The sequence below is a fragment of the Methanolobus bombayensis genome, assembly GCF_017873415.1.
Taxonomy (GTDB): domain Archaea; phylum Halobacteriota; class Methanosarcinia; order Methanosarcinales; family Methanosarcinaceae; genus Methanolobus; species Methanolobus bombayensis.
In genome coordinates, this window is sequence record NZ_JAGGKD010000006.1 from 197636 (window position 1) to 222803 (window position 25168).

General features: G+C 41.2%; 29 protein-coding genes. 17 read left to right on the plus strand and 12 right to left on the minus strand.

Features of this window, described 5'->3' with window-relative positions:
- Positions 1-49: 49 nt before the first annotated feature.
- Both J2746_RS09340 and J2746_RS09345 read right to left on the minus strand, forming a co-directional pair.
- Complete coding sequence (locus tag J2746_RS09340) at positions 50-706, minus strand: protein-L-isoaspartate O-methyltransferase (RefSeq protein ID WP_209619629.1); 657 nt, start codon at positions 704-706, stop codon at positions 50-52.
- The gene (locus J2746_RS09345) at positions 673-1326 is read right to left on the minus strand and encodes an HVO_0476 family zinc finger protein (RefSeq protein WP_209619632.1); all 654 of its coding nucleotides are present in this window, start codon (positions 1324-1326) and stop codon (positions 673-675) included. The genes J2746_RS09340 and J2746_RS09345 overlap by 34 nt, the downstream gene beginning before the upstream one ends.
- Before the next feature lie 234 nt (positions 1327-1560).
- Between J2746_RS09345 and J2746_RS09350 the strand changes: the two genes are divergently transcribed.
- A complete protein-coding gene (locus tag J2746_RS09350) occupies positions 1561-3849 on the plus strand; it encodes a PAS domain S-box protein (RefSeq protein ID WP_342451830.1) in 2289 nt (762 codons plus the stop codon).
- 19 nt (positions 3850-3868) lie between these two features.
- Here J2746_RS09350 and speB read toward each other — a convergent pair whose 3' ends face one another.
- The 5 genes from speB to J2746_RS09375 all read right to left on the minus strand — a co-directional run bounded on the left by speB (position 3869) and on the right by J2746_RS09375 (position 8184).
- Positions 3869-4738 (minus strand): agmatinase, encoded by an 870-nt coding sequence (gene speB / locus J2746_RS09355; RefSeq protein WP_209619638.1) that lies wholly within the window; start codon positions 4736-4738, stop codon positions 3869-3871.
- Between the two features lie 42 nt (positions 4739-4780).
- Positions 4781-5164, minus strand: a complete 384-nt coding sequence (locus tag J2746_RS09360; RefSeq protein WP_209619640.1) for a translation initiation factor IF-5A — start codon at positions 5162-5164, stop codon at positions 4781-4783.
- Between the two features lie 149 nt (positions 5165-5313).
- Positions 5314-7047 (minus strand): aldehyde ferredoxin oxidoreductase family protein, encoded by a 1734-nt coding sequence (locus tag J2746_RS09365; protein ID WP_209619643.1) that lies wholly within the window; start codon positions 7045-7047, stop codon positions 5314-5316.
- 41 nt (positions 7048-7088) lie between these two features.
- Complete coding sequence (locus J2746_RS09370) at positions 7089-7475, minus strand: methylated-DNA--[protein]-cysteine S-methyltransferase (protein WP_209619646.1); 387 nt, start codon at positions 7473-7475, stop codon at positions 7089-7091.
- Positions 7468-8184, minus strand: coding sequence for a matrixin family metalloprotease (locus J2746_RS09375; protein ID WP_245250077.1), 717 nt, complete (start codon positions 8182-8184; stop codon positions 7468-7470). The genes J2746_RS09370 and J2746_RS09375 overlap by 8 nt, the downstream gene beginning before the upstream one ends.
- A 119-nt stretch (positions 8185-8303) precedes the next feature.
- On the opposite strand from J2746_RS09375, the gene J2746_RS09380 reads away from it, so the two are divergent.
- From J2746_RS09380 to J2746_RS09420, 9 genes are all read left to right on the plus strand, one after another.
- Entirely contained in the window at positions 8304-9122 is an 819-nt protein-coding gene (locus J2746_RS09380; RefSeq protein ID WP_209619651.1) for an HAD family hydrolase, read from the plus strand.
- 250 nt (positions 9123-9372) lie between these two features.
- Entirely contained in the window at positions 9373-10986 is a 1614-nt protein-coding gene (atwA, locus tag J2746_RS09385) for a methyl coenzyme M reductase system, component A2 (protein ID WP_209619654.1), read from the plus strand.
- 53 nt (positions 10987-11039) lie between these two features.
- The gene (gene mmp3, locus J2746_RS09390; protein ID WP_342451831.1) at positions 11040-12563 is read left to right on the plus strand and encodes a methyl-coenzyme M reductase-associated protein Mmp3; all 1524 of its coding nucleotides are present in this window, start codon (positions 11040-11042) and stop codon (positions 12561-12563) included.
- Between the two features lie 2 nt (positions 12564-12565).
- Positions 12566-13003, plus strand: a complete 438-nt coding sequence (locus J2746_RS09395) for a methanogenesis marker 6 protein (protein WP_209619657.1) — start codon at positions 12566-12568, stop codon at positions 13001-13003.
- A 9-nt stretch (positions 13004-13012) separates the two neighbouring features.
- Complete coding sequence (locus J2746_RS09400) at positions 13013-13483, plus strand: methanogenesis marker 5 protein (RefSeq protein WP_209619661.1); 471 nt, start codon at positions 13013-13015, stop codon at positions 13481-13483.
- Positions 13480-14721 carry a methanogenesis marker 15 protein gene (locus J2746_RS09405; RefSeq protein WP_209619664.1) on the plus strand — a complete coding sequence of 414 codons (1242 nt, stop codon included), beginning with the start codon at positions 13480-13482 and terminating at the stop codon, positions 14719-14721. The genes J2746_RS09400 and J2746_RS09405 overlap by 4 nt, the downstream gene beginning before the upstream one ends.
- A 4-nt stretch (positions 14722-14725) precedes the next feature.
- A complete protein-coding gene (locus tag J2746_RS09410; RefSeq protein ID WP_209619667.1) occupies positions 14726-15322 on the plus strand; it encodes a methanogenesis marker 17 protein in 597 nt (198 codons plus the stop codon).
- Complete coding sequence (locus J2746_RS09415; RefSeq protein ID WP_209619670.1) at positions 15322-16260, plus strand: methanogenesis marker 7 protein; 939 nt, start codon at positions 15322-15324, stop codon at positions 16258-16260. The genes J2746_RS09410 and J2746_RS09415 overlap by 1 nt, the downstream gene beginning before the upstream one ends.
- A gap of 47 nt (positions 16261-16307) precedes the next feature.
- Entirely contained in the window at positions 16308-16775 is a 468-nt protein-coding gene (locus tag J2746_RS09420; RefSeq protein ID WP_209619674.1) for a carboxymuconolactone decarboxylase family protein, read from the plus strand.
- Positions 16776-16811: 36 nt separating this feature from the next.
- Here the strand turns inward: J2746_RS09420 and J2746_RS09425 are convergent, their stop codons facing one another.
- A complete protein-coding gene (locus J2746_RS09425) occupies positions 16812-17732 on the minus strand; it encodes a presenilin family intramembrane aspartyl protease PSH (RefSeq protein WP_209619678.1) in 921 nt (306 codons plus the stop codon).
- 149 nt (positions 17733-17881) lie between these two features.
- Between J2746_RS09425 and J2746_RS09430 the strand changes: the two genes are divergently transcribed.
- The 3 genes from J2746_RS09430 (at position 17882) to fen (ending at position 19683) form a co-directional block, all read left to right on the plus strand.
- On the plus strand, positions 17882-18205 hold the full coding sequence (locus J2746_RS09430; protein WP_209619680.1) for a hypothetical protein: 324 nt from the start codon (positions 17882-17884) through the stop codon (positions 18203-18205).
- A 109-nt stretch (positions 18206-18314) separates the two neighbouring features.
- On the plus strand, positions 18315-18629 hold the full coding sequence (locus tag J2746_RS09435) for a hypothetical protein (RefSeq protein ID WP_209619683.1): 315 nt from the start codon (positions 18315-18317) through the stop codon (positions 18627-18629).
- Positions 18630-18666: 37 nt separating this feature from the next.
- Entirely contained in the window at positions 18667-19683 is a 1017-nt protein-coding gene (fen, locus tag J2746_RS09440) for a flap endonuclease-1 (protein ID WP_209619699.1), read from the plus strand.
- Positions 19684-19709: 26 nt separating this feature from the next.
- Here fen and gpmI read toward each other — a convergent pair whose 3' ends face one another.
- Both gpmI and J2746_RS09450 read right to left on the minus strand, forming a co-directional pair.
- Positions 19710-21257: a 2,3-bisphosphoglycerate-independent phosphoglycerate mutase gene (gene gpmI / locus J2746_RS09445; RefSeq protein WP_209619701.1), complete on the minus strand. Its 1548-nt coding sequence runs from the start codon at positions 21255-21257 to the stop codon at positions 19710-19712.
- A 92-nt stretch (positions 21258-21349) separates the two neighbouring features.
- The gene (locus J2746_RS09450) at positions 21350-21679 is read right to left on the minus strand and encodes a hypothetical protein (protein WP_209619703.1); all 330 of its coding nucleotides are present in this window, start codon (positions 21677-21679) and stop codon (positions 21350-21352) included.
- A 188-nt stretch (positions 21680-21867) separates the two neighbouring features.
- On the opposite strand from J2746_RS09450, the gene msrB reads away from it, so the two are divergent.
- Positions 21868-22266 carry a peptide-methionine (R)-S-oxide reductase MsrB gene (msrB, locus tag J2746_RS09455; RefSeq protein WP_209619705.1) on the plus strand — a complete coding sequence of 133 codons (399 nt, stop codon included), beginning with the start codon at positions 21868-21870 and terminating at the stop codon, positions 22264-22266.
- 28 nt (positions 22267-22294) lie between these two features.
- On the opposite strand, the gene J2746_RS09460 is transcribed toward msrB, so the two are convergent.
- Complete coding sequence (locus tag J2746_RS09460; protein ID WP_209619708.1) at positions 22295-22708, minus strand: cupredoxin domain-containing protein; 414 nt, start codon at positions 22706-22708, stop codon at positions 22295-22297.
- Positions 22709-22816: 108 nt separating this feature from the next.
- Here J2746_RS09460 and J2746_RS09465 point away from each other — a divergent pair, with 108 nt between their 5' ends.
- Positions 22817-23104, plus strand: coding sequence for a DUF1294 domain-containing protein (locus J2746_RS09465; RefSeq protein ID WP_209619710.1), 288 nt, complete (start codon positions 22817-22819; stop codon positions 23102-23104).
- 9 nt (positions 23105-23113) lie between these two features.
- Here J2746_RS09465 and J2746_RS09470 read toward each other — a convergent pair whose 3' ends face one another.
- Positions 23114-23491, minus strand: coding sequence for a carboxymuconolactone decarboxylase family protein (locus tag J2746_RS09470; protein ID WP_342451828.1), 378 nt, complete (start codon positions 23489-23491; stop codon positions 23114-23116).
- An 80-nt stretch (positions 23492-23571) separates the two neighbouring features.
- Here J2746_RS09470 and J2746_RS09475 point away from each other — a divergent pair, with 80 nt between their 5' ends.
- Both J2746_RS09475 and J2746_RS09480 read left to right on the plus strand, forming a co-directional pair.
- Positions 23572-24042 (plus strand): GIY-YIG nuclease family protein, encoded by a 471-nt coding sequence (locus J2746_RS09475; RefSeq protein ID WP_209619714.1) that lies wholly within the window; start codon positions 23572-23574, stop codon positions 24040-24042.
- Between the two features lie 65 nt (positions 24043-24107).
- Complete coding sequence (locus J2746_RS09480) at positions 24108-25154, plus strand: DUF2278 family protein (RefSeq protein ID WP_209619718.1); 1047 nt, start codon at positions 24108-24110, stop codon at positions 25152-25154.
- Positions 25155-25168: the final 14 nt, after the last annotated feature.

A 25168-nucleotide genomic window follows, 5' to 3' on the forward strand; every position in this document is an offset into this window, starting at 1 on the left:
AGCCCGGATGAATAAAAGTATTTTTACTTTGATAATCCCTGGTGTTTGATCAGTTACCACAGAACATGTTAAAACCATGATCTCCTACAAGAGGTACGAATATCACTCCACCACGGTCTTCTTTTGTAATATTTCCTTCTATGTCCTTTTTAATAATGTAGAGACGCTGGTATCTTTTTCCTTCAGGAAGTATCATGGTTCCTTCTGGTTTAAGCTGCTCTACAAGAGGCTGTGGAGTGCATGGTGCAGATGCAGTTACGCATATTCTGTCATAGGGTGCATGTTCGGGGTAACCCAGAGAACCATCTGCATTTATTATCTCAACATTGGAGTAACCTGCTTTTTTCACATTCTCCTGTGCAAAAACAGAAAGCTTCTCAAGTCTTTCAATAGAATAGATCCTTCCCTTTGTGCCGATGATCTCTGACATGACTGCAGCATTGTATCCTGACCCTGCACCGACCTCAAGTATTTTTTGTCCTTCTTGAAGGTCAAGAAGGTCGCACATCATAGCCACCATATGTGGTGCTGATATTGTTTGTGCATATCCTATGGGTAAAGGGTGGTCCACATAGGCGTTCGCTATTTGGACAGAAGGTACGAAAAGGTGCCTTGGCACCTTCTTGATTGCGTTAAGTGTTCTTTCAGATATATTGTACTCTCTCAAAGCATTTACCAGCTTCTTCCTTTCCCTTTCATACTCCATTGGGTTTTCCCATCTCCCCAGCTTTTTCTGAATACTTCTTCTGCAAAAATCCTCTTTATGAATTTTGCCGGAACCGCAATGCCTGTTTTAGATTCAAGACTTCCATCACGTATCTTGATCTTTTTAATGCGCACTTTTGTTTTGTCAACAGTTTCTTCCTGGCCGATAATAAACTCATATCCGCCTGGTACTCTTTTGTGAAGCGGCTCAGTTTTTCTTCCCCTGTGAACTGCGATTTTCACTACTACTTCATCAATGGCTCTTCCCCATATTGTAGTGATTTCAGATGCACTGGCTCCTTTTACTCTCTTTTCACCGACTTCTATTGCAGTTACAAGTATAGGATAAACTTCATCGGATTCTCCATCATCTACAATTATCTCATCTTCTACCATCAAATCTTCTTCTGATGTCATAAGAGTCGTTTGTGTGAAAGACTCTTCACCTTTACTGATTATTACTTTGATCTTGAACGTTTTGACCTTCTCTATTTCAGCAGGATGGACATTCTCACATTCCTGACACTGGACGACTGGATTTTGTCCTCCCTTCAAAACATCATGCATCACCGGTATTTTGGGTGAACAGGATGGACATACAACTTCAATTTCATCTTTCATGTTCTCAATGAGGTCATTGTCTGGAGTATGTAAATAATTATCTGTGATTGCATCTTTTTGAATGATCCAGTACATGATCGGATGAAAAAGTTAATCAGTTTAATCCTCAATAATTTCTCTATTATCATGGAAATTATTACTGCGTAGCAATTGCATTTTTATATATGGATTGCATATAAAATATATTACCTCTGTAAAATCCAATGATATGGGAAGGATAATTCATTGAGACCTGTGGTATTTATAGCTAAGAATGGTCCGGACAAAAACACTCGCTTCAAAAGTATGATCGAAAATGATTTCGAGATTGTTGAGATAAGTCCATGCAAGTCTATTTTAGCAAAACTTGAGAATCGGATTCCGGATGTTATAATTATCAATGAATCTTTTAATGATCCTGAAGCATATCAGGCATGTCAGCAAGTCAAATTCTCCGATAAATATCACTTTATTCCGGTTATTTTCATAGGCCCTTCTTTTTCCAGAGAGCACAGGGTGAAACTGGTAGAATCAGGTTCAGATGACTATTTCGAAGAACCTTTTGATTCAGAAGAAACAGTTTCCTATCTGAAAGCCCTCATTAACAAGAGGCATAATTTCGGATGTCTGGCTGACAAATATGATAGGCTCAAAAAAGAGGTATCTCATGCAGGAGATACATTTCAAGAATGTCTTGATCCGGACGATGAAGAGCTTTTCAAGGCTACTTTTCAGCAGTCAGCTGTAGGTATTGCCCAGATGTCTTTAGAAGGTAATTTCCTGAAGGTCAACGAGCGTTTTTGTGATATCGTAGGCTATACCCGGGAAGAACTTCTTTCGCTGAACTGCATGGACATAACATATCCTGACAAAAAAGGGATCGAAGACAAAATGGTGAAAAAGATTCTTGATGGAGATGCTGATTCTTTTGAGATCGAAAAGAGGTATATTCACAAAAAAGGCCATCATGTCTGGGTAAAGTTATACACAAATGTAACCCGGGATGATTCTGGCAATATCAGAAACGTTTTTTCTATTGTGGCTGATATTTCAGCTCAAAAAGAAGCAGAGGCTCGTCTTCATGAAAGTGAAGCCTTTTTCAGAACTATGTATGAATCCAGTAGTATCGGAATCGTCAAAATGTCTGTTCACGATAAAAGAATTGAGCAGGCAAATGCTGCTTTTTGTGACATGCTGGGTTATGAAGAACATGAGCTTAAGGGCAAACATCTGCGTGATATAAGTTTCCTTGAGGATATGCCAGAGAATATTGCTCAGCAAAACAAATTAGAATCTGGTGAAGTTTCTTCTATTAAAATGGAAAAAAGGTACATTCATAAATCAGGTTATCTTGTGCATGCTTTGCTTCATGCAAATCTGATTTTTGATAAGCAGGGAACTCCATTATATTATATAGGCAATGTTCTTGATATTACCGATATAAGAACCTCACAGCAACGGCTTAAAGAAAGTGAAGAGAAATACCGTGCTTATGTTGACAATTCTCCCCATCCTATCTTTGTAACCGATGTTTTTGGTATGCTCCTTGATGTAAATCCTGCTGCATGCAACCTTACAGGTTATTCTGTTGAAGAATTATTGGATATGAATATCATCGACCTGTGCAGCCCCGAGTCAATTAATGCTGCAACAGAGCATTTTCTGAGAGTAAAAGAGGAAAGTAAAGCTTCTGCCGAGTTTCTGTTCCTTAAAAAGGACAATGATACTTTTTACATGCAGGTAGAAGCTGTTATGATCGATGAAAAGAGAATTCTGGCACTTTGTGTGGATACAACTGACCGTAAACTGACTGAGAAATTATTGATTGAAGCTAAAATGCTCGCGGAGAATGCTTCGAAATCAAAAAGTGAGTTTCTGGCCAATATAAGTCATAAGTTGCGTACTCCGTTAAATATAGTTATAGGATATTCGGATATTTTGCTTAGTGAAGTTTCAGGAAAACTAAATGAAAAACAGATGAAGTATTCCACCAGTATCAAGGAAGCAGGCTCTAATCTCCTCGAGATTGTAAACTCCCTTATATATATTGCAGAGATCGAAGGAGGAAGTCGCGACCTTAATATTACTAAATTTGATCTGCAACCTATGGTTGTTGACCTTGAAAGGATATTCCATGTCACATCTTCGAAAAATTCAGTTTTATTGGAATTTGAGATCAGGGACGATATTGAATACATTCTTGCAGATAAATCAAAATTAAAAACAATCCTCCATCATTTAATTGGGAATTCTATCAAATTCAACAAAGAGGGAGGCTATGTGAAGGTTGTTTTTGAAAGGGATGGCAATGATATACGTGTTCAGGTAATTGACAGTGGTATCGGAATCCCTGACAATGAACAGGAAACACTTTTCGATCCTTTTGTTCAGCTTGACTGGTCACACGCAAGAAGATATGATGGTGTGGGTATTGGTCTTTCCCTTGTAAAAGGGCTTGTTGAGATGCATGATGGTAATATATCCCTTGTCAGTGAAGTGGATGAAGGAAGTACCTTTATTTTTACAATTCCTCAAAAACAATAATCTGGATTTCCTGCTGAGTCTATCTCTCACTTGCAGCGTGTGCAGCAATGAATTCCCTGAGAAGCTTTGTTCCAAGCAGAGCACTTATGCCATTGTCATATTCAGGGGCAATTTCCACAACATCAAATCCTATGGAATGCGGTGCAAGTTCACGTATCACTTCACGAACATCGATGTCAGTAAGGCCGAATGGTTCAGGTGTTCCAAGACCGGGAGCGTATGCAGGGTCAAGTGCATCCATATCAAGTGACAGATATATTTTCTTGCAACCGAGATATTCCTTTACCTCGGAAATGACCATTTTGATTCCCATTTCACGGACATCGTCTGAGGTGTAGTATTTGAGATCGTTCTCTTTTGCATAGGCCCATTCTTCCTTTGGTCCACTGCGAACACCTATGGTCACGTAAGTATCAGTTATATCGTCATGCACATGTCTGGACACACAAGCATGGTTGTTTCTGATACCTCCATACTCTTCACGCAGGTCGAAGTGTGCATCCATAACAACAAAGCCTATATCTTCTCCTATTTCTTCTGAACATGCCTTTACACATGGATAAGTAAGCGAGTGCTCGCCTCCCATCAAAATGGGAATTTTACCGTCTTTTACAATTGGTCTTACTGCATGGTACAGATCTTCCAGCGTTTCATCCACCGAAGAATAGGGCTCAAGATTTCCTATATCATGTATGAGGAGATCTTCAAAGTCGATATCAAAATACTCGTTATATGTTTCAAAATTAGCTGAAGCTTTTCTCATTGCATCAGGGGCCCAGCGGCTTCCCGGTCTGTAAGAAGAAGTAGCATCAAAAGGGACACCGAATATAATATACCTTGCAGAGTTATAGTCTGCAAGTGCATCCATCATATCAGGTTTGTAAAACATAATTTTAGTTATGAAAAATAAGAAAAGAAAAGTTGTGTCCGATCATCTGAGATCGAACTTCATCTTGCCCATTGCTGTAAGGTATGAAACCTCTTCACCCTCAACGATTCTGTCCTTGTACTCATCAGGAATTGTCATTTCGAATGTTGAGAAGTCACCCATATCCATGAGCTGTGCAATATCGCCTGCAACAGAAAGAACCTGTGCGTTTTTTCTCTCTACCACAGGAACATAGATCTTATCTGAAACAGGGCTTACGAATGATCTCTTCTGCTTGTCGAAAAGTCCTATAACATCAACTCTTGCCTTTGCTGAACCGTGCTTACCTGGCTTTGATTTAGAAATGCTCTTGATAACGCAGGCCTCATCGTCCACGACGACATATTTGCCTTCTTTGAGTTCTTTAACTTCAACTTGTACTTTCACTTAAAATCCTCCATAATTGTAACAATTAGTTATGAGCTTAAAAGGTCTAAGGTTATAATTCTTAATGCTATATATGAACTTAACCTTTGATTCCGCATTAATAGGGGGTAATAATAGAAGAATCTAATATATATGTGTTTATATCTCCTTCATTCTGCAGAACATCGATCATTATTTTTTTCATTGCAAATGCCAAGTTCTTTTAGTTTTTCTTTTTCAGGAATTCCTTCGGCATTCCATCCTCTGAAGTGGTAGTAATCTGAGATTGCCTTCTCAAACTCACTTTTTTTTATCTCATCATTTTCAAAGAATCTTTCAGGGAGTGTGTCCTCAGAAGATTTGACTCCTGCTTTAAGATTAAAAATCCGCTCCTGATTGAAAATCCGCTCACCTGCCCTGAGCAATTCCTCAGCAGAATAGTTTTCCCCTGTAAGTTTATTAAGCAGTGCAGCAAAATCAACCTCTCCTACAGCCAGCATTGTGAAGGGGCACATCACAAGGGAATCTATCACTGCTGTTAGATCCTGGAAATATAGTACAAGGGCAGCTTTTCCATCAAATTTCTCTCTTTCAAGAAGCATGGGTTTGCCCATTATCTCCGGCCCAACCATGAATGCATTCAAATGAGAGCCACCAGTATTGGATGTTGCATAGGCGATTGCCATACCTTTAATTTCCCTGGGATCATATCCCGGGATCTCAAGTCCTTTCACTGAAGTATCGCATTCCTCTTTTCCGATGGAATGAAGGTAATCATGGGAACCTTTGCACACATAATGTGTTCCCTCTCCTATTTCCGTGACCATGTCTTTTACTTCTTCCATTTTGATCCAGGGCTTGATTTCCATATAGCCTGCAATTGCAGAACCCACAGAGATAGGGTCCAGTCCATAATCAAGACAAAACCCGTCAAGTTCTCTTACCAGTTCGATATCGTCATTTCCGATGTTTGGTCCGAATGCCCATATTGAATCATAGTCTGGAACAGGTATTCCGGCCTGGTCGGTTCGTCTGCAACCAATTGGACATGAATAGCAGGGAGCTTCTTTTAAATTAAATGTCTGGTTGAGCTCTTCTCCTGAAAGTTTGTTTGCATTCCGAAAATTCTTTTCACGGAAATTTAGTGCAGGCACAGTTCCCATATAACTCAGAAGGTCTGTTATTACGGAACTGCCATATTTTTTAAGCCCCTTGGAAGCAGGAGGACTTGCGGTTAGCAGCCTCTTTGCTTTTTCTACAACCATTTCAAACTCATCAGGCTTTGCAACTTCTACCTTATTTGTTCCTTTAACAACAATAGCCTTAAGGTTCTTTGACCCCGCAACAGCTCCGTGAGCGCCGCGTCCACTGGTATATATTCGGTCATTCACCATGTTTGCCATGCTTACAAGCATTTCTCCGGCTTTACCAATGCAGACAACTTTTCCTTTATCTTCAAGAAGACTGGTTGTTTCAGCAGTATTCTTTCCCCATAGATGCTCGGCAGATAATATCTCTACTTCTTCATCATAAATTTCGATATATACTGGTTTTTCAGCTTTTCCTGTAATTATGAGAACATCTATACCTGCAAATTTAAGTTCTGCGCCAAAATAACCACCTGCATTGGAACTGAATATTGTGGATGTAAGTGGTGATTTACAGGTGATCGAAAAATGTCCGGACATGGGAATAGAAGTTCCTGTCGCTGGCCCTGTAGTAAAAATAAGTGGATTTTCAGGGTTAAAAGGCTCTATTCCAGGATCTGCAAAGTCCTGCATAAGCCTGCACCCAAGACCTCGTCCTCCAATATATTTCTCTACGTATGATTTTTTGGTTTTTGTTTCTGTGACGGATTTGTCGCCCAGATCAATAGTGACTGTTCTTCCTGTCCATCCAAACATTATTTACCCCATATGTTTTTCTTTTTTCCCACCATCGATATTTACGTATCTTTTCCATCATTTAATTTTCTTTTGCAGTTTGCTTCCATTTCAAGCATTCTTTTTTTAAGTTCTACTTTTTCTCCACAGGTCTTCCCGCAAAACCCTCCGATTCCAGAGGATGAAACCACCCTGTGGCATGGTATTATTATCGGATATGGATTTTTTGCAACAGCGGAACCAACAGCTCTGGCAGCACCTTCTCTTCCTGTTCTGCAGGCAAGTTCCTGATATGTTACTCTTTCACCATAGGGTATTTTTCTGACCTCTTCAAGCACTTCACGCTGGAATTCCGTGACTCCTGAAAGATCAACATCATATTCTGAAAAGTCCACTATTTCCCCACCAAAATATCTGAGAATAGCTTGGAAGATGGTCATATCACTCATTTTTTCCATCCCCTTCAGAATCACTGAACACATCATCTTCAAGCTTTTTTCTTTGTTTCCTGTAACGAAGCCATCCGGTTCCATGATATGAGATCATTAATGCTGCTCCGATTATAAGGGCCAGAAGAATGTAGCGTGTAGAGTTGAACAACAGCGGATTGAGATTATCTCTGTGGTTGTATCTTGGATACATAATGTCGCTTCTGTCATCACTGTGTCCAAGGCCTAAAGCATGTCCCATTTCATGTGCGGCAATATATTCCATTGAACTGTCCCCATATTGTCTCCATGCATAACCTTCGTAATTACCGGTTTCAAGAACTATATCAGCTCTCTCAAAGCGGCCGTTTACGATATATGGTCTCGTAAATCCCGCAACTCCACTGGATGCACCTACATCCTTTTCCAGATTATCCACCCACATGATAAGTATGTCAGCATTATCAGTTTCAACTACCTGGAATTCTGGCCGGTATACCAGTTGCCCGTTACCTCCGTTTTCCCAGTAAGTGAGTGCATTCAATACTTCCTCTCTATAACTGGGACTGTAATGTTGTGGCACATCCTTGTCATCAATGTAGACTGTAATGGGTGAATGGTCCCAGGGTTCCGCTATTATTACAGGTCCATTGCTGTCCATGTGTCTGACACCTTCAAGTGCAAAAGCCAGCACAATAGCAAGTATAAAGACAATTATTACCCGGTTCATTCTGATCATTGGTGTTCTGAAAATAGTTGCTGTTTGCTTATTAGTTATTTGGCAGTCTGAATTGTTATTATTTAGCGGTAAAGGAGTAAACGTATATCTGATGAATTCAATCACAACTTATGAAAAAACGTGTTGCTGTTGTCTTTGACAGTGCCGGGACACTGTTACATATGTATCGTGTTGCCAGGGATATGAGCAGTGGCTTGGTGCTTGAAGATGTACAGACAACCCTTCTGGTTGCAGAAAAGCCCAACAGAGCACTCGTTGTATTACGCACCGTGTTTGATGAACTGTGGCAATGCAATCCGTCTCTTGAACTCAGGGATTTTATAGAAATGTATAATGTCCCTCTGGGAATTAGCTGCTCAAGTAGTCCCTTTGAATTGAGGGATGTTTACGGTATCATCCGCAGCAGCACTGTAAGGATTAGCGATATTTCTGATGTTGTATCCATGGTGAAAGGACGTTGTCCGGATGTATTTTATGTTGCGGCGGGTCTTGTGGTTGATTCTCAGGAGAATTTGATTCCCTATGTACTCAGCACCGGAGGGAGGTTATATTCTCAAAGCTCCGAGGCGGTGAATATAATCAGGGATATGGGTGTGGATATCTATATAGCTTCAGGAGACGATGCTCAGAACCTGCAGGTTCTTGCCTCGTTATTATCTATACCTATGAATGATGTTTTTCCAGTTGCCACAACACACGACAAGGAACGTATAGTTAATGATCTCAAAAAAATCTATGATAATGTTCTCATGGTTGGTGACGGGATGAACGATATACTTGCTTTGAGGGCCGCTGATGTGGGAATTCTTACTTCGCAGCAGGGGGATGAGCGTCCACAGGTGTTGAAGGATTCTGCAGATATTATCATTGGCAACATCATTGATGTGGCAGACATTGTACAAAATATATATGCTGACGTTACTTTGTAAAATCGGCATGCATATCAGCTTTTTAGAAGTTCACAGCGCGAAGCATATGCGTTATGTTTATGTATTGAGTTCAATAATCCAACAGTAATTCTTTAAAAAAGATCGCTAAAAACTTGTTATCAGGTTTGCATGGGTTCCAATGGAGCTAGTTTTGTGTACAATCTACAAAACCGTTAAGTAATTTGAGTAGATATGCATATCATGATTAGTGAAACAGGACTCCTATGCACCCCTGGGCGGAGGAAATCAAATGGCATTATTCATTGAAGTCAAAAACCTGACACTTGAATTTGATGGTGTCAAAGTTCTTAAAGACATAAACCTGACCATAAACGAGGGAGAAGTTCTCGGTATACTTGGAAGAAGCGGATCAGGTAAGACAGTATTGATGCACGTCCTGCGTGGTGTTGAAGAGTATGAAGGTATCACTGGAGAAGTAATATACCATCTCGCAAGATGTGAGAAATGTGGGCATATGGAACCACCAGGTAAGGTTGGACAGGAATGCCCGTCATGTGGTAATGATACTCTCAAGCCCTTTGAAGCTGATTTCATCAAACTTTCTCTCCATGATGCAGACAGGCGTGAAATTACCAAGAGAATCGCTATCATGCTCCAGCGTACATTTGCGCTATATGGTGATGACAGGGTTATTACCAATGTAGTGAACTCGCTGACAGAGATCGGTGTTAACAGTGAGACAGCTATTTCCCGTGCTGTGGAACTTCTGGAAAAGGTCCAGCTCTCACACCGTATGATGCACGTTGCACGTGACCTCAGTGGTGGTGAAAAGCAGAGAGTAGTACTTGCTCGTCAGCTTGTGAGGGATCCAATGCTTCTTATCGCTGATGAACCAACTGGTACTCTTGACCCAAGGACCGCTGAAGTTGTACACGATGTGATTGCAAAGGCCGTCAAGGAATATAATATGACGATGGTCATCACTTCTCACTGGTCTGAAGTGGTAGAGGACCTTGCTGACAAGGCTATCATTCTTGAAGATGGTGCAATTGTAAGGGAAGGTGAACCTTCCGAAGTAGCAAATGAGTTCATGCAGATGATCTGTTCTGTAGAGAAGAAAGCTGATATTGCTGTAGGTGATCCTCTTATCAAGGTGGACAATCTTGTCAAAAAGTATATTTCTGTGAGCAGGGGTGTTGTTTACGCCGTTAATGATATCTCCTTTGACGTAAAAGAAGGAGAGATATTCGGTCTTGCAGGTACAAGTGGTGCCGGAAAGACAACAACATCAGAAGTTCTCATGGGCATCGTACAGCCAACCAGTGGTGATATTCAGGTACGTGTCGGTGATGAATGGGTTGACATGAGAAAGCCCGGACCAGAATGCAGGGGCCGTGCTGTTAAGTATATGGGAATACTGCATCAGGAATATGGTCTTTACACGCACAGAACCATAATTGACAATCTTACAGAATCCATAGGAATTGATCTTCCATATGAGCTTGCAGTCAGAAAGGCTATCAACACACTGGTTGCAACCGGATTTACCGAAGAGAAGGCAAAATCTATATTATCAAAGATGTCAGATGAGATTAGTGAAGGTGAAAGGCACAGGGTTGCACTTGCCCAGATCCTGATGAAGGAACCTAATATCATTATAATGGACGAACCAACGGGAACAATGGATCCGTTCACTAAGAAAGAGGTAACAAAGTCTATTCTGGAAGCACGTGAGAAAATGGGTGACACATTCGTTATCGTATCTCACGATATGGACTTCCTGCAAGAGATTTGTGACCGTGTAGCTCTCATGAGGCAGGGTAAGATAGTCAGTGTCGGAGAACCAGAGGCTGTTCTGTCAGAGCTTACCGATGAAGAGCGTATGGAAGCAGCAGAGACATGATATTTTAGATATACACGGAGGAGTTTGGCACGAGTGGCGAAATAACGTTAGAGATCAACGGACAGGAACTGAAATTACCCGAAAGTTCAACCCTTGAGGACGCCATCAAGGTGTCAAACGCCCCTTACAAAAAGGGTACAGCTATTGGTATTCTTATAGAGAAGGAAGATCTCAGGTCACAGGCATCAACAGAATACCTTGTGAAAACCTCTAAAGGTGAGTTCAAAATAGAGCTTCTGGATGAATCATCTTCTTCTTCCAAACGCTGGATATCTATTTTTAAAGATCTTACAGAACTTCCTGTGCGATGGACAAATAAAGATGTACTTGCCTTTGGTCCGTTCAGCACTGACATGGAACCTGCACGTGGAACTTCTGAGATGGAAAGGTTCACACTTCTTTTTGGTGCAGGTGGTGGTGATGCTGCAAATACTCATATTATTGTAAGTAAGACCCGTCACTCTGCGGAATATGGAGCTCCTGAGGACGGTGTGTTTGCAAGACTGATAAGCGGAAAACATGTTCTTCCTGACCTTGAGAAAGGAGACAGGATACTTTCCATTGAGCCTGTTGTTGAATGGGAAAAAGTAGGTGAGCATATATCCACAACTGATCTCTCTACAAAACTGGAAAATGGATATCGTATTTTTACTTACATTGAGATAGAGATCGACCCTCTGGCTCCTGAAGGTGCAGAGTTCTTTTTTTCAGTTACAAGAGACGGTACGTTCCATATCGATTATCTTTCAACTTCTTTTATATCCGATCATCGTTTCCAGGGTGAACTGGTAACATATGAAAATTTTGAGGCACGGTCTACGGGCTCGGTATTTGTGAGAACTGTGGGATATGGTGCCGGAAAACTTTTCATTTCAACTGATGACCGCACTTCATCTATAATGCATTCTGTGATAGGTCACGTCGTAAAAGGTATAGAACTTGCCAGAATGGTAGAAAATGACCAGAAGATCATGGTGGAGTCGGTTCCTGAACAGGTAATGCTTCTTGGTAAGAGCAATGCAGACGCAGAAACTGAAATGTCTCAGCAGGATATTGAAGTAATCAGAGAAGGTTATACCGATGATGATGGTTTCATTGTAAAGCAGTCTCCATCAACCACAATTGAGATCCTGCATGAAAAGAAAGTAACAGTTCAGGGTGTTGATCCTGAAATGCTTGTAAGGATAGAGCTTTATGATGATCTTGCTCCCAAGACTCTTGATTTCTTCAGACATGCAGTGGGTCTGCAGTATAATCCTGTTGGTGAGCTTCCGGTAATGATGACCTATGAGAACACTTATATCTTCAAGGCTGAGAAACCTGCGGAATCCTACAAGGAAATATTCCCGGAAAATATCCCTGAAAAGACAATTGCAGGTGAAATTGGTGTTACCAATCAGGCTGCAAAGAGAGCCGGAATGATAGGTGTCAAGTTAAATGATGATGATTTGTTCGGCCCGACCGGAGAGAGGTTTGGAAGTACGAATATTATCGGAAAAATATTGGAACCTGAGAAACTCAAACATTTCAAGGATGGAGACATGATGTATATCTTAGAGAGCAGCAAGGAGGAATAAGTATGTCCGAAGAGAACAATGATGATGTTATAACAAAGCTTGTTGTCACAAGTTCTGACAGTGTGCTGCCCATCGATGCTGCCATGAAGATATACGAATCCAGTACTGATATCGTAATCAAGGAAACATGTTTCGGAACAATGGTCACAGGCCCCAGAGAGGCTGTTAATAAAGTGGTAAAAGAGATTGTTGATCTTGATAAGAATCACATTTTCGTAAAAGAGAGAGGTTTCCCTCCGGGTGACGACAGGCGTTGTCGTGCTTCACGTGGAGGAGGTTCAAGGCCCGGTTTCTATTTCCTGAAAGAAGAGGCAATGATGCTTCCGATGATAGGTAAGGCGCTTGACAAATATGATGAACATGTTCCACTTAAAGATACAGAACACAAGAAAAAACTTGGAGTAAAAGATCTCCGGGATATAGTTGAATCCAGCTTATGAGGCAATACCATGGCTAAAGTTATCATATACCCTACAAACAGTCTGATCCTTTCTGACCTGGTCCAGAGGTTCGGTCATACACCCATAGCAATGATGGAAAAGATAAAGGAAAAGGTCACTACCGTTGGTGTTGATTCACCACCCATGAATATTACAGCAGAGGAACCAAAGCACGGTCTGAAATATGCAGCTGTTGAAGTTCCTGCAGGTGTAAGAGGAAGGATGGCTATAGTAGGCCCGATGATCGAGGAGGCGGAAGCCGGTATTATTGTAGGGGAATCTCCAATGGCTTTTGGTTGCATGGGATGTGCCCGTACCAATGAACTCACCAAGTATCTTATCAGAAGCCGTGAAATGCCAATTCTGGAACTGGAATTCCCGCAGACCGATGATGAAGGACAGGAATTCGTTTACAAGATAGCAGAATTCCTGGAATCACTGCCTGAAAGTGAAGGCGATTCTGAGGAGGCAACAGAATGAATGACGAAGCCGTTGTTAAAGTAGCACTCGTATCATGTGGTTCCGAATACGCAGGTGTGCATGGAGAATTGGAGTCTGTGGCTTCAAGTGTCAATGCTAAACTTGTATATCCTGAGATCGAGATTGATATTCTGGATGATATTGGCAAGGATTTTGGTATTGAGGCAGCAAGTCCTGATCTTCGTCTGATGATGGCAAGGGCAAAGGCTGTTGTGGAAGGGCTCTCTGATGTTGATGGTGTTTTTATCACCTCATGTTTCAGATGTGCTGAGGCGGCAATTGTAAGAAATGAGGTTCGCCGTTACATAAACAAGCATTCTGAGCTTCCGGTTATTAGTTATTCATTTACAGAGCGTACAACTGCAGCAACACTGCTGACACGTATGGAAGCTCTAACAACTATCGCAAGAAGAAGGCACCTGCTTGCGAGAGAAAAGCAGAGCGGGCTTACTGCAGGTATTGACTCCGGTTCCACCACCACAAAAGCTGTTGTCATGAGAGACAACGAGATCATAGGTTCCGGCTGGGTGCCTACGATCAAGGTTATTGACAGTGCTACAGAGGCTTTCAACCAGGCCCTTGAAGAGGCAGGTGTCAAACAGGAGGATATCCAGGCTATCGGTACCACAGGTTATGGTCGTTTCCTTATCGGCGAGCATTTCGGTGCCAAGCTCATACAGGAAGAGATCACTGTAAATTCAAAGGGTGCTGTCTATCTTGCTAACTCCCAGAAAGGCCATGCAACTGTAATCGATATCGGTGGAATGGACAACAAAGCCATATCAGTAGATGACGGAATTCCCGGAATGTTTACCATGGGAGGCATTTGTGCAGGTGCTTCAGGACGTTTCCTTGATATGACTGCAAAGAGGCTCGGTGTCGATATCACAGAACTGGGTGCCCTTGCAGTTAAGGGAATGGAACAGAATGTCGATATGAATAGTTACTGTATCGTTTTTGGTATACAGTCGCTTGTAAACTCACTTGCAAAGGGTTCAACACCAGAGGACGTTGCTGCAGCAGCATGTCACAGTGTTGTTGAGCAGATATTCGAACAGCAGCTTCAGGAAGTCGATGTTAAGGAACCACTTATCCTTGTAGGAGGTTCATCCCTTATCGAAGGAGTTCCAAAGGCACTTGGAGAGCTGCTCAAGATCAATGTTCTCGTACCACCGAACTCTCATCTTATCGGTGCTGTAGGAAGTGCTTTACTGTCCTCTGGATTCGTGGAGGAGTAATTCTATGGAACCTCTTGAGACTTTCATAGTAGAGTCCACGGTGCCGGAAGAGGGGGATGCCTACAAGAGCATAGTTGCGGATATCATTACCGAACTGGTGCTTGGGGGTGCCATTGGAAGAATAAAGGTGAGAGTAAGACCCGAAGACTCTCTTTTTCTTATGGCTATAGTCCTCAGGGACAGCCAGCCAACAGTTAAAGTATATGATATGGGTAGCGTTGATGTCACAAATCATCTTACTAAAGAGGTCACAATTTCAATTGAACAGGAAAAATATCTTCCTGAATTACTTGAGCAACTCTGGGCAAGATACGGACGTGCAGGAGTACGCCAGCCTGAGAGAAAGACCCTTATCATGACCGTAGAGGACCTTGACACTGAGGTTGACCTTCTGCGTAACCTTGTAGTTGCAGATCCTCAGAAGACACTCCAGTCAAGACTTGTTGAAATGGCTATCCGCGCAACACCTGAAGGATTCAGGGTGCGTTACCATTCAATGGATAAACATGTGTTTGTTTTTGCTGCAACCGAGGATATTCTCAAGAAAGAGTGGATACAGGAAGCGCAGGATATTGCAACGGAACTTCAGGAGGATGAATAATGGCAGCAGTTCTTGAACCTTATATTTACGAAGGTGGAATTCACCAGCACACTCTCATTACAGAGCTTCTGGAAGATCTCGGAGGTTATCTTATCCAGAAAGTACCGGCAGCTACCGAAGTAACTCTTGTCATGCTCATCCCGAGAGATGATGTTCATCTTATTGAAGAGCTTGGAAAGAAACTTCTCGGCAAGCTGGAGCGCGCTCCTCTCACCGGAACTGAGATTGCTGTAGTTTCCCCGACTCTTGCCTCCCATCACCTTCCTCACTCTGCATGTGACGTTGCGGAATTCATGCGCAGAGGCGGTGCAAACACTAATATGATCGGTCTTGCAAGAGGTATGGGCAGAAGGGTATCTCTTTCGGATAATTATGAAAGGAAACTTATTAATGAACATGACATTGCTCTATTCTCATTCGGCACTTTTGCTGATTGTATCAAGAACAAGAAACCAAAGCTTCTTGAAGGCGTGACCGTTCCGAAGATCGTAGCAGGCGGACCTAAAAATATAAAGACCGAGGAAGTTGAAAATGCCGATCTTTATGTTGGTGGAATCGGCAGAGTTGCTCATCGTCTGAGAAAACCCGGAGAACTTAGTTCACTTGATGTTTTGCTCGAAAAGGTTGTGGAAGTTGTGGAAAAAATGCGTGAGGACCTTGCAAAGGATCCGCTTGCTGTGCTTCCACCCAGAGTTATGAAAGAGATACACGAGCAGATTCCTGAGATCTTTAATGTGTTATCTCCTGCACCTGTGACCCTCCAGCTTGATGGCCTGCGTGTGAAACTTCCATATGATGAGTTCCATGAAAGGGTGGAGAACCTTGAATTTGATGAAGGTGTCAGACTCTCAGATATAGCGCTCATCACAAAATCCCGGATGAAAAATTATATATTGGTCAAGATCAAACGTGAATCTGAGGTAGGATTTACAGCTTAAAGCTCGATAAAAACATTTGCAATGTTTGAAACTTATCTGGGGTTATTATGGAACTTGAAAAAATCAAAGAGCTTCTTGACAAAGAACCAGAAGACGCAGTAGATGAAATTCTGGCTGATGTTGAGAAAAGATATGGAGAAATTCCCTATATTACTAATTTTATGAAGGATATGCCGGAAATTTTCATATCAAGAATGATCTACGAGAATAGTGTTATGCGTGAATTCAAACGCATGGATCCTAAGACCGTAGAACTGATCAGCATTGCAGTGGCATCGGCACTACGTTGTGAGCACTGCCTGAAGACTCACGTAAGGGTTGCAAAAAGGCTTGGCGTTTCAAAAGAGGAGATATTTGATTCTGTTCTCATAGCCAGCAGTGTTTCAACAGCAGCTGTCCTTGCAGAAGGTACTCGTTCTGTTGATAATGCTTTTGCTGACGAGGAACAGGGCATTGCCTCATCTGCAAACTGTTCAATATGTAATATTAATTCAGAACTTCCTGAGGAAGACTGAATTATTTTCTTTTCTTAAGTTAATCTAAAAATGAGATTAGTAGAGTGGTGCTCCGCTGAGCAGCACTCCACCTAAATATCCCAGTATAACTCCGCTGTTAAGGAACGGAAGACCTGCCTGTGGTTTTCCTTTCATGACCAGTATGCTCAGAGCTATAAATCCAACAACAGTACCTATCATTGCGCCAAGGGCAGGATAGGATATGAAACCAATTGATGCGATGGTAGTTTTCTGCGTCAGGAAAACATTTGCTGAAACCACCAGGATCGTAGGCATTATGGCATCTCCAAGTCCCATGAAGAAAGCTTCCTTCTCTTTTCCTTCCTCCTTGTTGAGAGAATCTTCAATGAATGAATATCTCAGATGTTTCGGGATAACGAAAAGGATTGGCAGATGGAGGTCCATGACTCCTTCTGCAAGGTCGATCATGTGCTTTGTCTTGTAAACGGATATCGCATCGTAAATAGCAAGCAGTGCCAGAAGCACAATTACCGGTAGTATTGATAAGGAAATTCCGAATATCGCACTGGCTCCGGCTCCGATGATAAGTCCTACTATGTCGATTATGTACCATTCAGGGAATTTGTAGAGTAGTATTGTGAGTATGGCAGCTACAAGACCGGATACAACGTTGTTTGTCATGATGGATATATCGGCAATTGAAAGTAGTGCATAAAATACATAATACATGGTTGCTCCGACTGCAAGCAGGATTACGAGCTGTATTATCCATTCCATGTTCTTTTTGATAGCCAGCAGCAAAAAGCCTGTGAATATAAGGATCAGGAATATGTAATATATGGCGTTTGAGGTCGAGTCAGGATCTTCAAATGCCTGCATGTCATTTGCGTTCATTGGCGCAGCCAAAAGCAACGCCGTGATCTGTACTACCAGTATAATGCCAGCCATTACAAGCATCGGAACATAATCTTTTAATACTGTCTTTTCAGAACTCAACTCAGCAACTCCAAATATATAAATTTATGAATATTATATAATTATGAATAGTAAATATTCTGTACAGTATTTAAGTGATTCTCTTTTAAAAAAATAGAGTTAAATAATATAAATAGCAAAAAACCCCTTATTAATAATGAGGGAACAGAATGGAAACCAGAGATATCATATTTTCAGTTGTAATGGTTGTGTCTTCGTTTGTACTTACATATGAATGGCTTGGCAGATTTAAATACAGTCCTGCAAATGCTTTGATAATATTGTCTGCAATGGTTATGGTCGGCGCTCTGGCCGCCATGATACTTTCAGTGGATATGCGCTTGCGCAAGATCGATAACATGCTTGAAGCAAAGGAACGCTCTTTAAGGATCAATGTACAGAGTGTAGAGAACAATCTGGATTCCAGAATGCATGAAGTTCTCATAAAGATGGATGATATGATGGATTCCATGGACCGTCGAAGGTATAGGTAATTTTTATTTATACTACTTGTAATAATAATACCATTCTTAATCCCGAAAACCATATTAACTATATTGTAGTAGAGTGATGAGAAATACTCTATCTATAAGAGGTGCGTATATGCGCATTAATTTAGAACCTATTGGGATTATCAAAAAAGCCGGAAAATGTTCTGAAATTCTCATCTACTCTGACTTTGAGCAACTTGTGAAAAACATGATGTCAAAGTTAAGCAGGGATGAAACTGATCAGCATAGTCTTGTGGTTGTACACAAAAATAAAGAATCCAGCGACCTTCATCAGGTGCAGATTAGTAAAACACAATTTATAGACAGGGTAGGGAATATCCTTAAAGTGGGAAAGATAGACGCAAATGATGATTCTGTTATCGATGTGCGACTGGAATGCAATGGATTTATAACAACTGAAGCCTGAAAGGCTTTGAATGAATTTAAATATATTATGATTCTTTATGGGTGTTGATATAGGAGATCTCCTTACGAGGAGTACGATCGAAGTATCTGACCTTTCATTAAATACAGTGGCAATAGACGCCTTTAATACACTTTATCAATTCTTAAGTATAATTCGCCAGAGAGACGGCACTCCCCTGAAAGATTCTCAGGGCAACGTTACATCGCACCTGTCAGGTATTCTTTACAGGATGACAAATATAGTTGAAGCCGGAGTGAAGCCTGTTTTTGTTTTTGATGGGAAGTCTCCGGATTTTAAATCAAAAACTATTCAAAAACGTAATGAAAAGCGTGAAAAAGCAAAAGCCAATTATGAAGTGGCCAAAGAAAAAGGACTTGCTGAAGAAGCATACAAATATGCTCAGGCATCTGCCAAGGTTGATGCAACAATTGTTGAGGATTCAAAGAAACTGCTGAGTGCAATGGGCATTCCTTATGTTGATGCTCCATCAGAAGGTGAAGCGCAGGCAGCCTATATGGTTAAAAAAGGAGATGCTGACAGGATAGCATCACAGGATTACGATTCATTGCTTTTTGGTTCACCAAAGGTTGTAAGGAACCTTACAGTTTCAGGTAAGAGAAAACTTCCTAAGAAGAACATCTACGTGGATGTCAAACCTGAACTCATTGATCTTCAGGAAAACCTGGATGAACTGGAAATTGACCAGTCACAACTTATCGATATTGCTCTTTGTGTTGGTACTGATTACAATGATGGAATTGAGGGTGTTGGTCCGAAGACCGCTCTTAAGCTTGTAAAAGAACACGGCGGCATAGAGATCGTTCTTCAGGAAAAAGGTCTGGAAATTGAGAATCTAGAAGAGATAAAAGAGTTTTTTAAGTCTCCACCGGTCACCGATGATTATTCTCTCAAATGGAAAAAGCCTGATTCATCAGCAGTTATATCCTTCCTCTGCGGAGAACATGATTTCTCAGAGGACAGGGTAACAAAGGCTCTGGAACGCCTTGAAGCTTCATCAGGAAGCGGTCAGAGTACCCTTGATAAATGGTTCTAGAACTACTTTTCCATCAATCTTTAGATTCAATTGCTTTTTGCGATAAGTGAAACTCCTGTCATCTCAGCAGGCTGGTCTATTTTCATTATCTCAAGCATCGTTGGTGCAAGATCGGAAAGTTTTCCATCCTGCAATTCACCACCATCAGGACCGTTTACAAGAAGACATCTTACAGGATTTGATGTGTGTGCAGTATGTGGCTTTCCTGTTTCATAATCTATCATCTTCTCAGCATTACCGTGATCTGCTGTTATGAGTGCAGCCCCACCCATTTTAAGGAGTGAATCAATAATCCTGCCGACACATTCATCCACAGCTTCGATTGCTCTGATGGCTGAATCCATTATTCCGGTGTGGCCGACCATGTCCATATTAGCAAAATTGAGAATGATAGCATCATACTTACCAGACTGTATCCTCTCTACAAGCTGATCTGTGACCTCGTATGCGCTCATATCAGGTTTTAGGTCATATGTGGCAACGTCCGGTGAAGATACCAGACATCTTTCCTCTCCTTCGTTCTCCTTTTCCACGCCACCGTTGAAGAAGAATGTCACATGAGCATACTTTTCAGTTTCAGCTATACGGAGCTGCTTTTTCTTATTCTTACTCAGGACTTCCCCGAGTGTATTGATGATGGTTTCCGGTGGGAATGCGATTGGAGCATCCAGTTTCTCATCGTATTCTGCCATGCATACGTAGTGAACTTTAGGTTTTACCCTTCTTTCAAAACCATCTAAATCATCGTTCATGAATGCGTAGGTAATCTGCCTTGCCCTGTCCGGACGGAAATTGAAGAAGATTACTGAATCTCCATCTTTCACGGTTGCAACAGGTTTTCCATCTTCATCGGTAACAACAGTAGGCTTTACAAATTCATCATTCTCTCCACGTTCGTAAGCCATACTTACGGCTGAAACAGCATCATCTGCAAGGATGCCTTCACCAAGTGTCAATGCATCGTATGCCAGTTTAGTACGCTCCCAGCGCTTGTCACGGTCCATTGCATAATATCTTCCACTTACCGTTGCTGTCTTTGCAATGCCAGTGCTTTTGCAGAACTCTTCATGTGATTTCATATCATCAAGTGCAGTCTGAGGTGGCACGTCCCTACCGTCAAGGAATGTGTGAATGTAGACTTTTTCGACCCCTTCCTTTTTTGCCATTTCCACAAGAGCTCTCATGTGGTCCATGTGACTGTGCACACCTCCATATGAGAAAAGTCCCATAAGATGCAGTGCTGAGTTGTTCTTTTTCACATTTTCCATGGCTTCAAGTAGGACCTGATTTTTGAAAAAAGAGCCTTCTTTTATGTCTTTGTTTATGCGTGTAAGATCCTGGTAGATTATCCTGCCGGCACCGATGTTCAGATGTCCTACTTCTGAGTTTCCCATCTGCCCTTCAGGAAGACCAACACCTTCTCCTGATACCTGAAGCAAGCAAGATGGGTATTTTTCTATAAGTGAATCAAGTACCGGAGTGTTCGCAGCCATTACTGCATTTCCTTTCTCTTCGGTTGTGTAGCCCCAGCCGTCAAGTATCATAAGTAAAAGTGGTCCGTTCTCATATGACATGAATTCTGAATTGTTCCGATGCTTTTTAAATGCATTGTATTGGTCGATCAGGAATTACTGTCAGGTATTCGGAAGATTGTTCTTGAGATGGCTTATGCAGTCCTTATGTGTTTAAGCATAAGATTGAACATAAGCAAGAGATTGCTTTCAAAGAAGATGATATCAAGGTCACTTCTGTCTCTTTTATTTGCCCTCAGCAATGTGAACTCAAGATCTTTTTCCGCTTCCATACGAATTCTGAAAAAAGGATCAGGACTTTCTTTTCTTACCTCTGCTATTGTTCTTGCAACTGAAAAAGGATCCAGATATTTATTGACCCAGCAGTTGAGTTCCCGGCTGTAACCTGTAGAAAGAGCCATGTTATTTATTCTCATCAATGCTGTCTGTTTGTTGTCTTCATAGTAGTTTATCCAATCCGACATTTTCTTTCCCCTGTGATTTTACCCAAATATTAAACTAATCCCATGTTTAAGGTTTGTTAGTTCAATGATATAAAATCTCTCAAAAATAATATTTATATTTATCTGTTTATTTAACTACTGCAATATTTCCTATTTACTTCACGATATCTTTTTATGTGAATATCTCCACCTTTTTATAGGAGTTTAAAATGGGAGAAACGATTGAAAAATCCGAGGACCAGTGGAAAGAGATACTGACAAAAGATCAGTTCATAGTATTGAGGCAAAAAGGTACAGAAGCACCTTTTACTGGTAAATATTATGCAAATAAAGAAAAAGGTTTATATCTCTGTGCAGCCTGCGGTCAGGAACTATTCAACTCTGAAGCAAAATATGAGTCCGGCACAGGCTGGCCAAGCTTTTATGAACCGATTTCAGAGGACAAGGTTACGCTGAAAGAGGATAACAGCCATTTCATGAAAAGGACAGAGGTTGTCTGCAGTCGCTGTGGAAGTCACCTTGGTCATGTTTTTAATGACGGACCTGAACCCACCGGTAAAAGATACTGCATGAATTCCATTTCACTGGACTTTAAAAAAGAGGAATAAAGTAGTGATCGGAGGTTTACACCTCTGATCAGTTAACTGTGACCGTAAGGGTCATGTCTGGTACGTCTGCAACGCTGAAGGTGTAAGTACCACTGTTCATGAAAGTGTACTCATATGTGTCGTGAACGTACATTTCCTGGTTTTCAAAAAGTCCGTCGTCACTTACAAGAACGAATGTGTTCTGTGGTTTGTAATTAGTCCATACCAAAGTGTCGCCTCTGTTTATTTCTATTTCAGAAGGCTTCATCATTCCGTAGTATTCCATTCTGATACCATAGTCAATTCCTTCACCAACGACATCTACTTCCTCTGTAATCTCTTCTGGTGTTGGATTTTCAGTTTCTTCTTCCATCGCAGTGTCATCAGCATTGTCAGTGCATCCGCTGACAAGAACACCTGCAAGCATAAATATTGTAATCAATATCATCCACTTTTTATTCAATATACCACCCATTTCTATATTCTTAGAAGATTCCATATATCTTTCTAAAAATGAGTGTTAGAACACATTTTCAGAAAAACTTATACGGTTTCTGGTGAAATAAAGGCTATGGAAACATCCTTTATATTTCTTCTGTATTTGCTGCTTGTCAATACTATTGGATTTTATCTGATGTGGGCTGATAAAAGAAAAGCAAAAAAGAATGCATTCAGGATTCCTGAAAAAACTCTTTTTACGATTGCAATAATCGGGGGCAGCATTGGTTCCATAGCAGGCATGTATCTTTTCCGTCATAAGACGAAACATCCATCTTTTACAATAGGAATGCCTCTGATATTACTGGTACAGATCTATGTTTTGATCCGGTTCCTTCTGCCATTATACGCTTTAAGCTGAGGCTAAAGTTCAGAACTCAAGTCTTTCCATCTCTTTAAGGACTTCCGGGCTTAGATTGGTGAAATTCTGAATACCGTTGGTCCAGGCCGCTATCATCATGACATCCTTGATCTCCTGTGCGGTTACGCCATATTTCTTCAGCCTCTGAAGAATCTTCACAGCACTTTTTGTTTTCTGGCTTGAGCATGCAATTGCAAATACCAGAAGATGTTTTTGTTTCTTGGAAAGTCCGCCTTCCTTCTCTTCCCATACTGAACTATATAATCCGGCTACAGCTTCTGAAAAATCATCGCCCATCTTTTTTGCATAGGTCACAGCTCTTGGCTGGAAACCTTTCACATCTTTTGCTTCCTTTATTTCATCTGGCATCTGTTCTTTCCCTTCCATTGTTTCTTTTGCTTCTTTTTAGATTTGCAACTCAAGATTTGGCAGGAAACGATTTAATGTTTTCTTCCCCTTTCTTTAATATGCAGGACAAAGGGAATTTTCCGGATATTTCTAAAAAAGGTGTTTACTTTCTTATATTCAGGAATGGGAACTGTACTCTTGATGCAGGTCGTCTCAAAAAGATTGAGTTTTCAAAAGGCTACCACGTTTATGTAGGTTCTGCACTTGGAAGTGGAGGTCTCAAAAGACTGAAAAGACATGTGCTTCTCTCATTAGAGAAAAACAAGAAACCACGCTGGCATGTGGATTATCTCTCCGTCTCACAGGAATTTCAACTTATCTCTGTGGTATATGCAATTACAGACAGAGCAGTTGAATGTGAGCTCGCAGGAAAGCTGCAATCAGGTTTGAAGAATTTAATTCCCGGTTTTGGCTCAAGTGATTGTGGCTGTTCTTCACACCTGTTTTACAGTAGAAAACATCCTTTAGCTTTGATAAAAGATGTATTTAATGCAGCTGGATTAAAATTTAAAGTTGCACATTTTGAGTAACCTGCTCTGCTATTAGGAAATAAAATACGGAAAACTTTTAATTCAGTTGCAAAGTAAGTTTTACTATGCCTCTTGAAAATTATGGGATATTGAAAGGTAAACCAAAAGACTGCAAACGGGGGAAGGGCAGGAGTGCTCATTACCAGATACTTGTTGATGATGGAAAAAATGAACACCGTGTAGCTGTGAATGCAAATTCAAAGATATCCCCGTCTGAATTGCTTTACTTTGTCGATGATAACTTCATTCATCCCATAATTGAAAAGCTTCCGGATCTGGAAATGGGTTACAGGAATGTTGACAGATCCTCAAGAGACATGTGTCTTGATTACGTCCGCGGAGGACTTTTTGATACATCAAAAATGCTTCCTCTTGAGTGCGATATTCCTGGCCCCTCCAACGACCTTAATGAACTGATACAGAAATACGTGGAGAAAGCTGCTAATATGAAAGGCGGCATGATCTATGCTTTTGGAGAAAGATGGGGTCCTGAATCATTTTTACCTGACAGCTTTTTTGGTTTCAGGCCTGGAAGTGGAATTCATGATATTCACATGAACCAGGGCAATTCCGAAAAATGGAAGCATGACGATTCACCGTATCAGGACGGTGGCCTTATTATCAATTTGCCTGAAGAGGACCGTTGGGTTGCTATTTTCCTGGCTTTCCAGTCACAATGTTTTAACACCGATGATATCACAGGACACTGTTTACCTGAAGCTCCGAAAGTCCGGAAAGTCCCTGGAACCTCATCTGAAAAAAGTGAGGTTGAACAAACAGAAACAGTTGAGGCAGGTTCAGTGCTTATCATTGGGGCACTTGTAAATCCTGAAGGCGTGGATTCAGGCAATGAGTCTGTGACACTCTTCAATGCTTCTCCAAAATCAATCGATCTTGGCGGCTGGTCTATTAAGGATGCAGCAGATCGTAAGTCTAATCTTAAAGGCACGATACGCCCCGGATCCGGTATTAGGATATTGCTATCTGGTAAAGGTGTTATTCTTTCCAATAGAGGGGGTTCTATCAGCCTTTATAATGATCAGAGAAAACTCATGCATGAAGTAAAATACAGTAGCAGAGAAGTCAGGTCCGGATGGACTATTGTATTCTGATACTTACTGTTTTT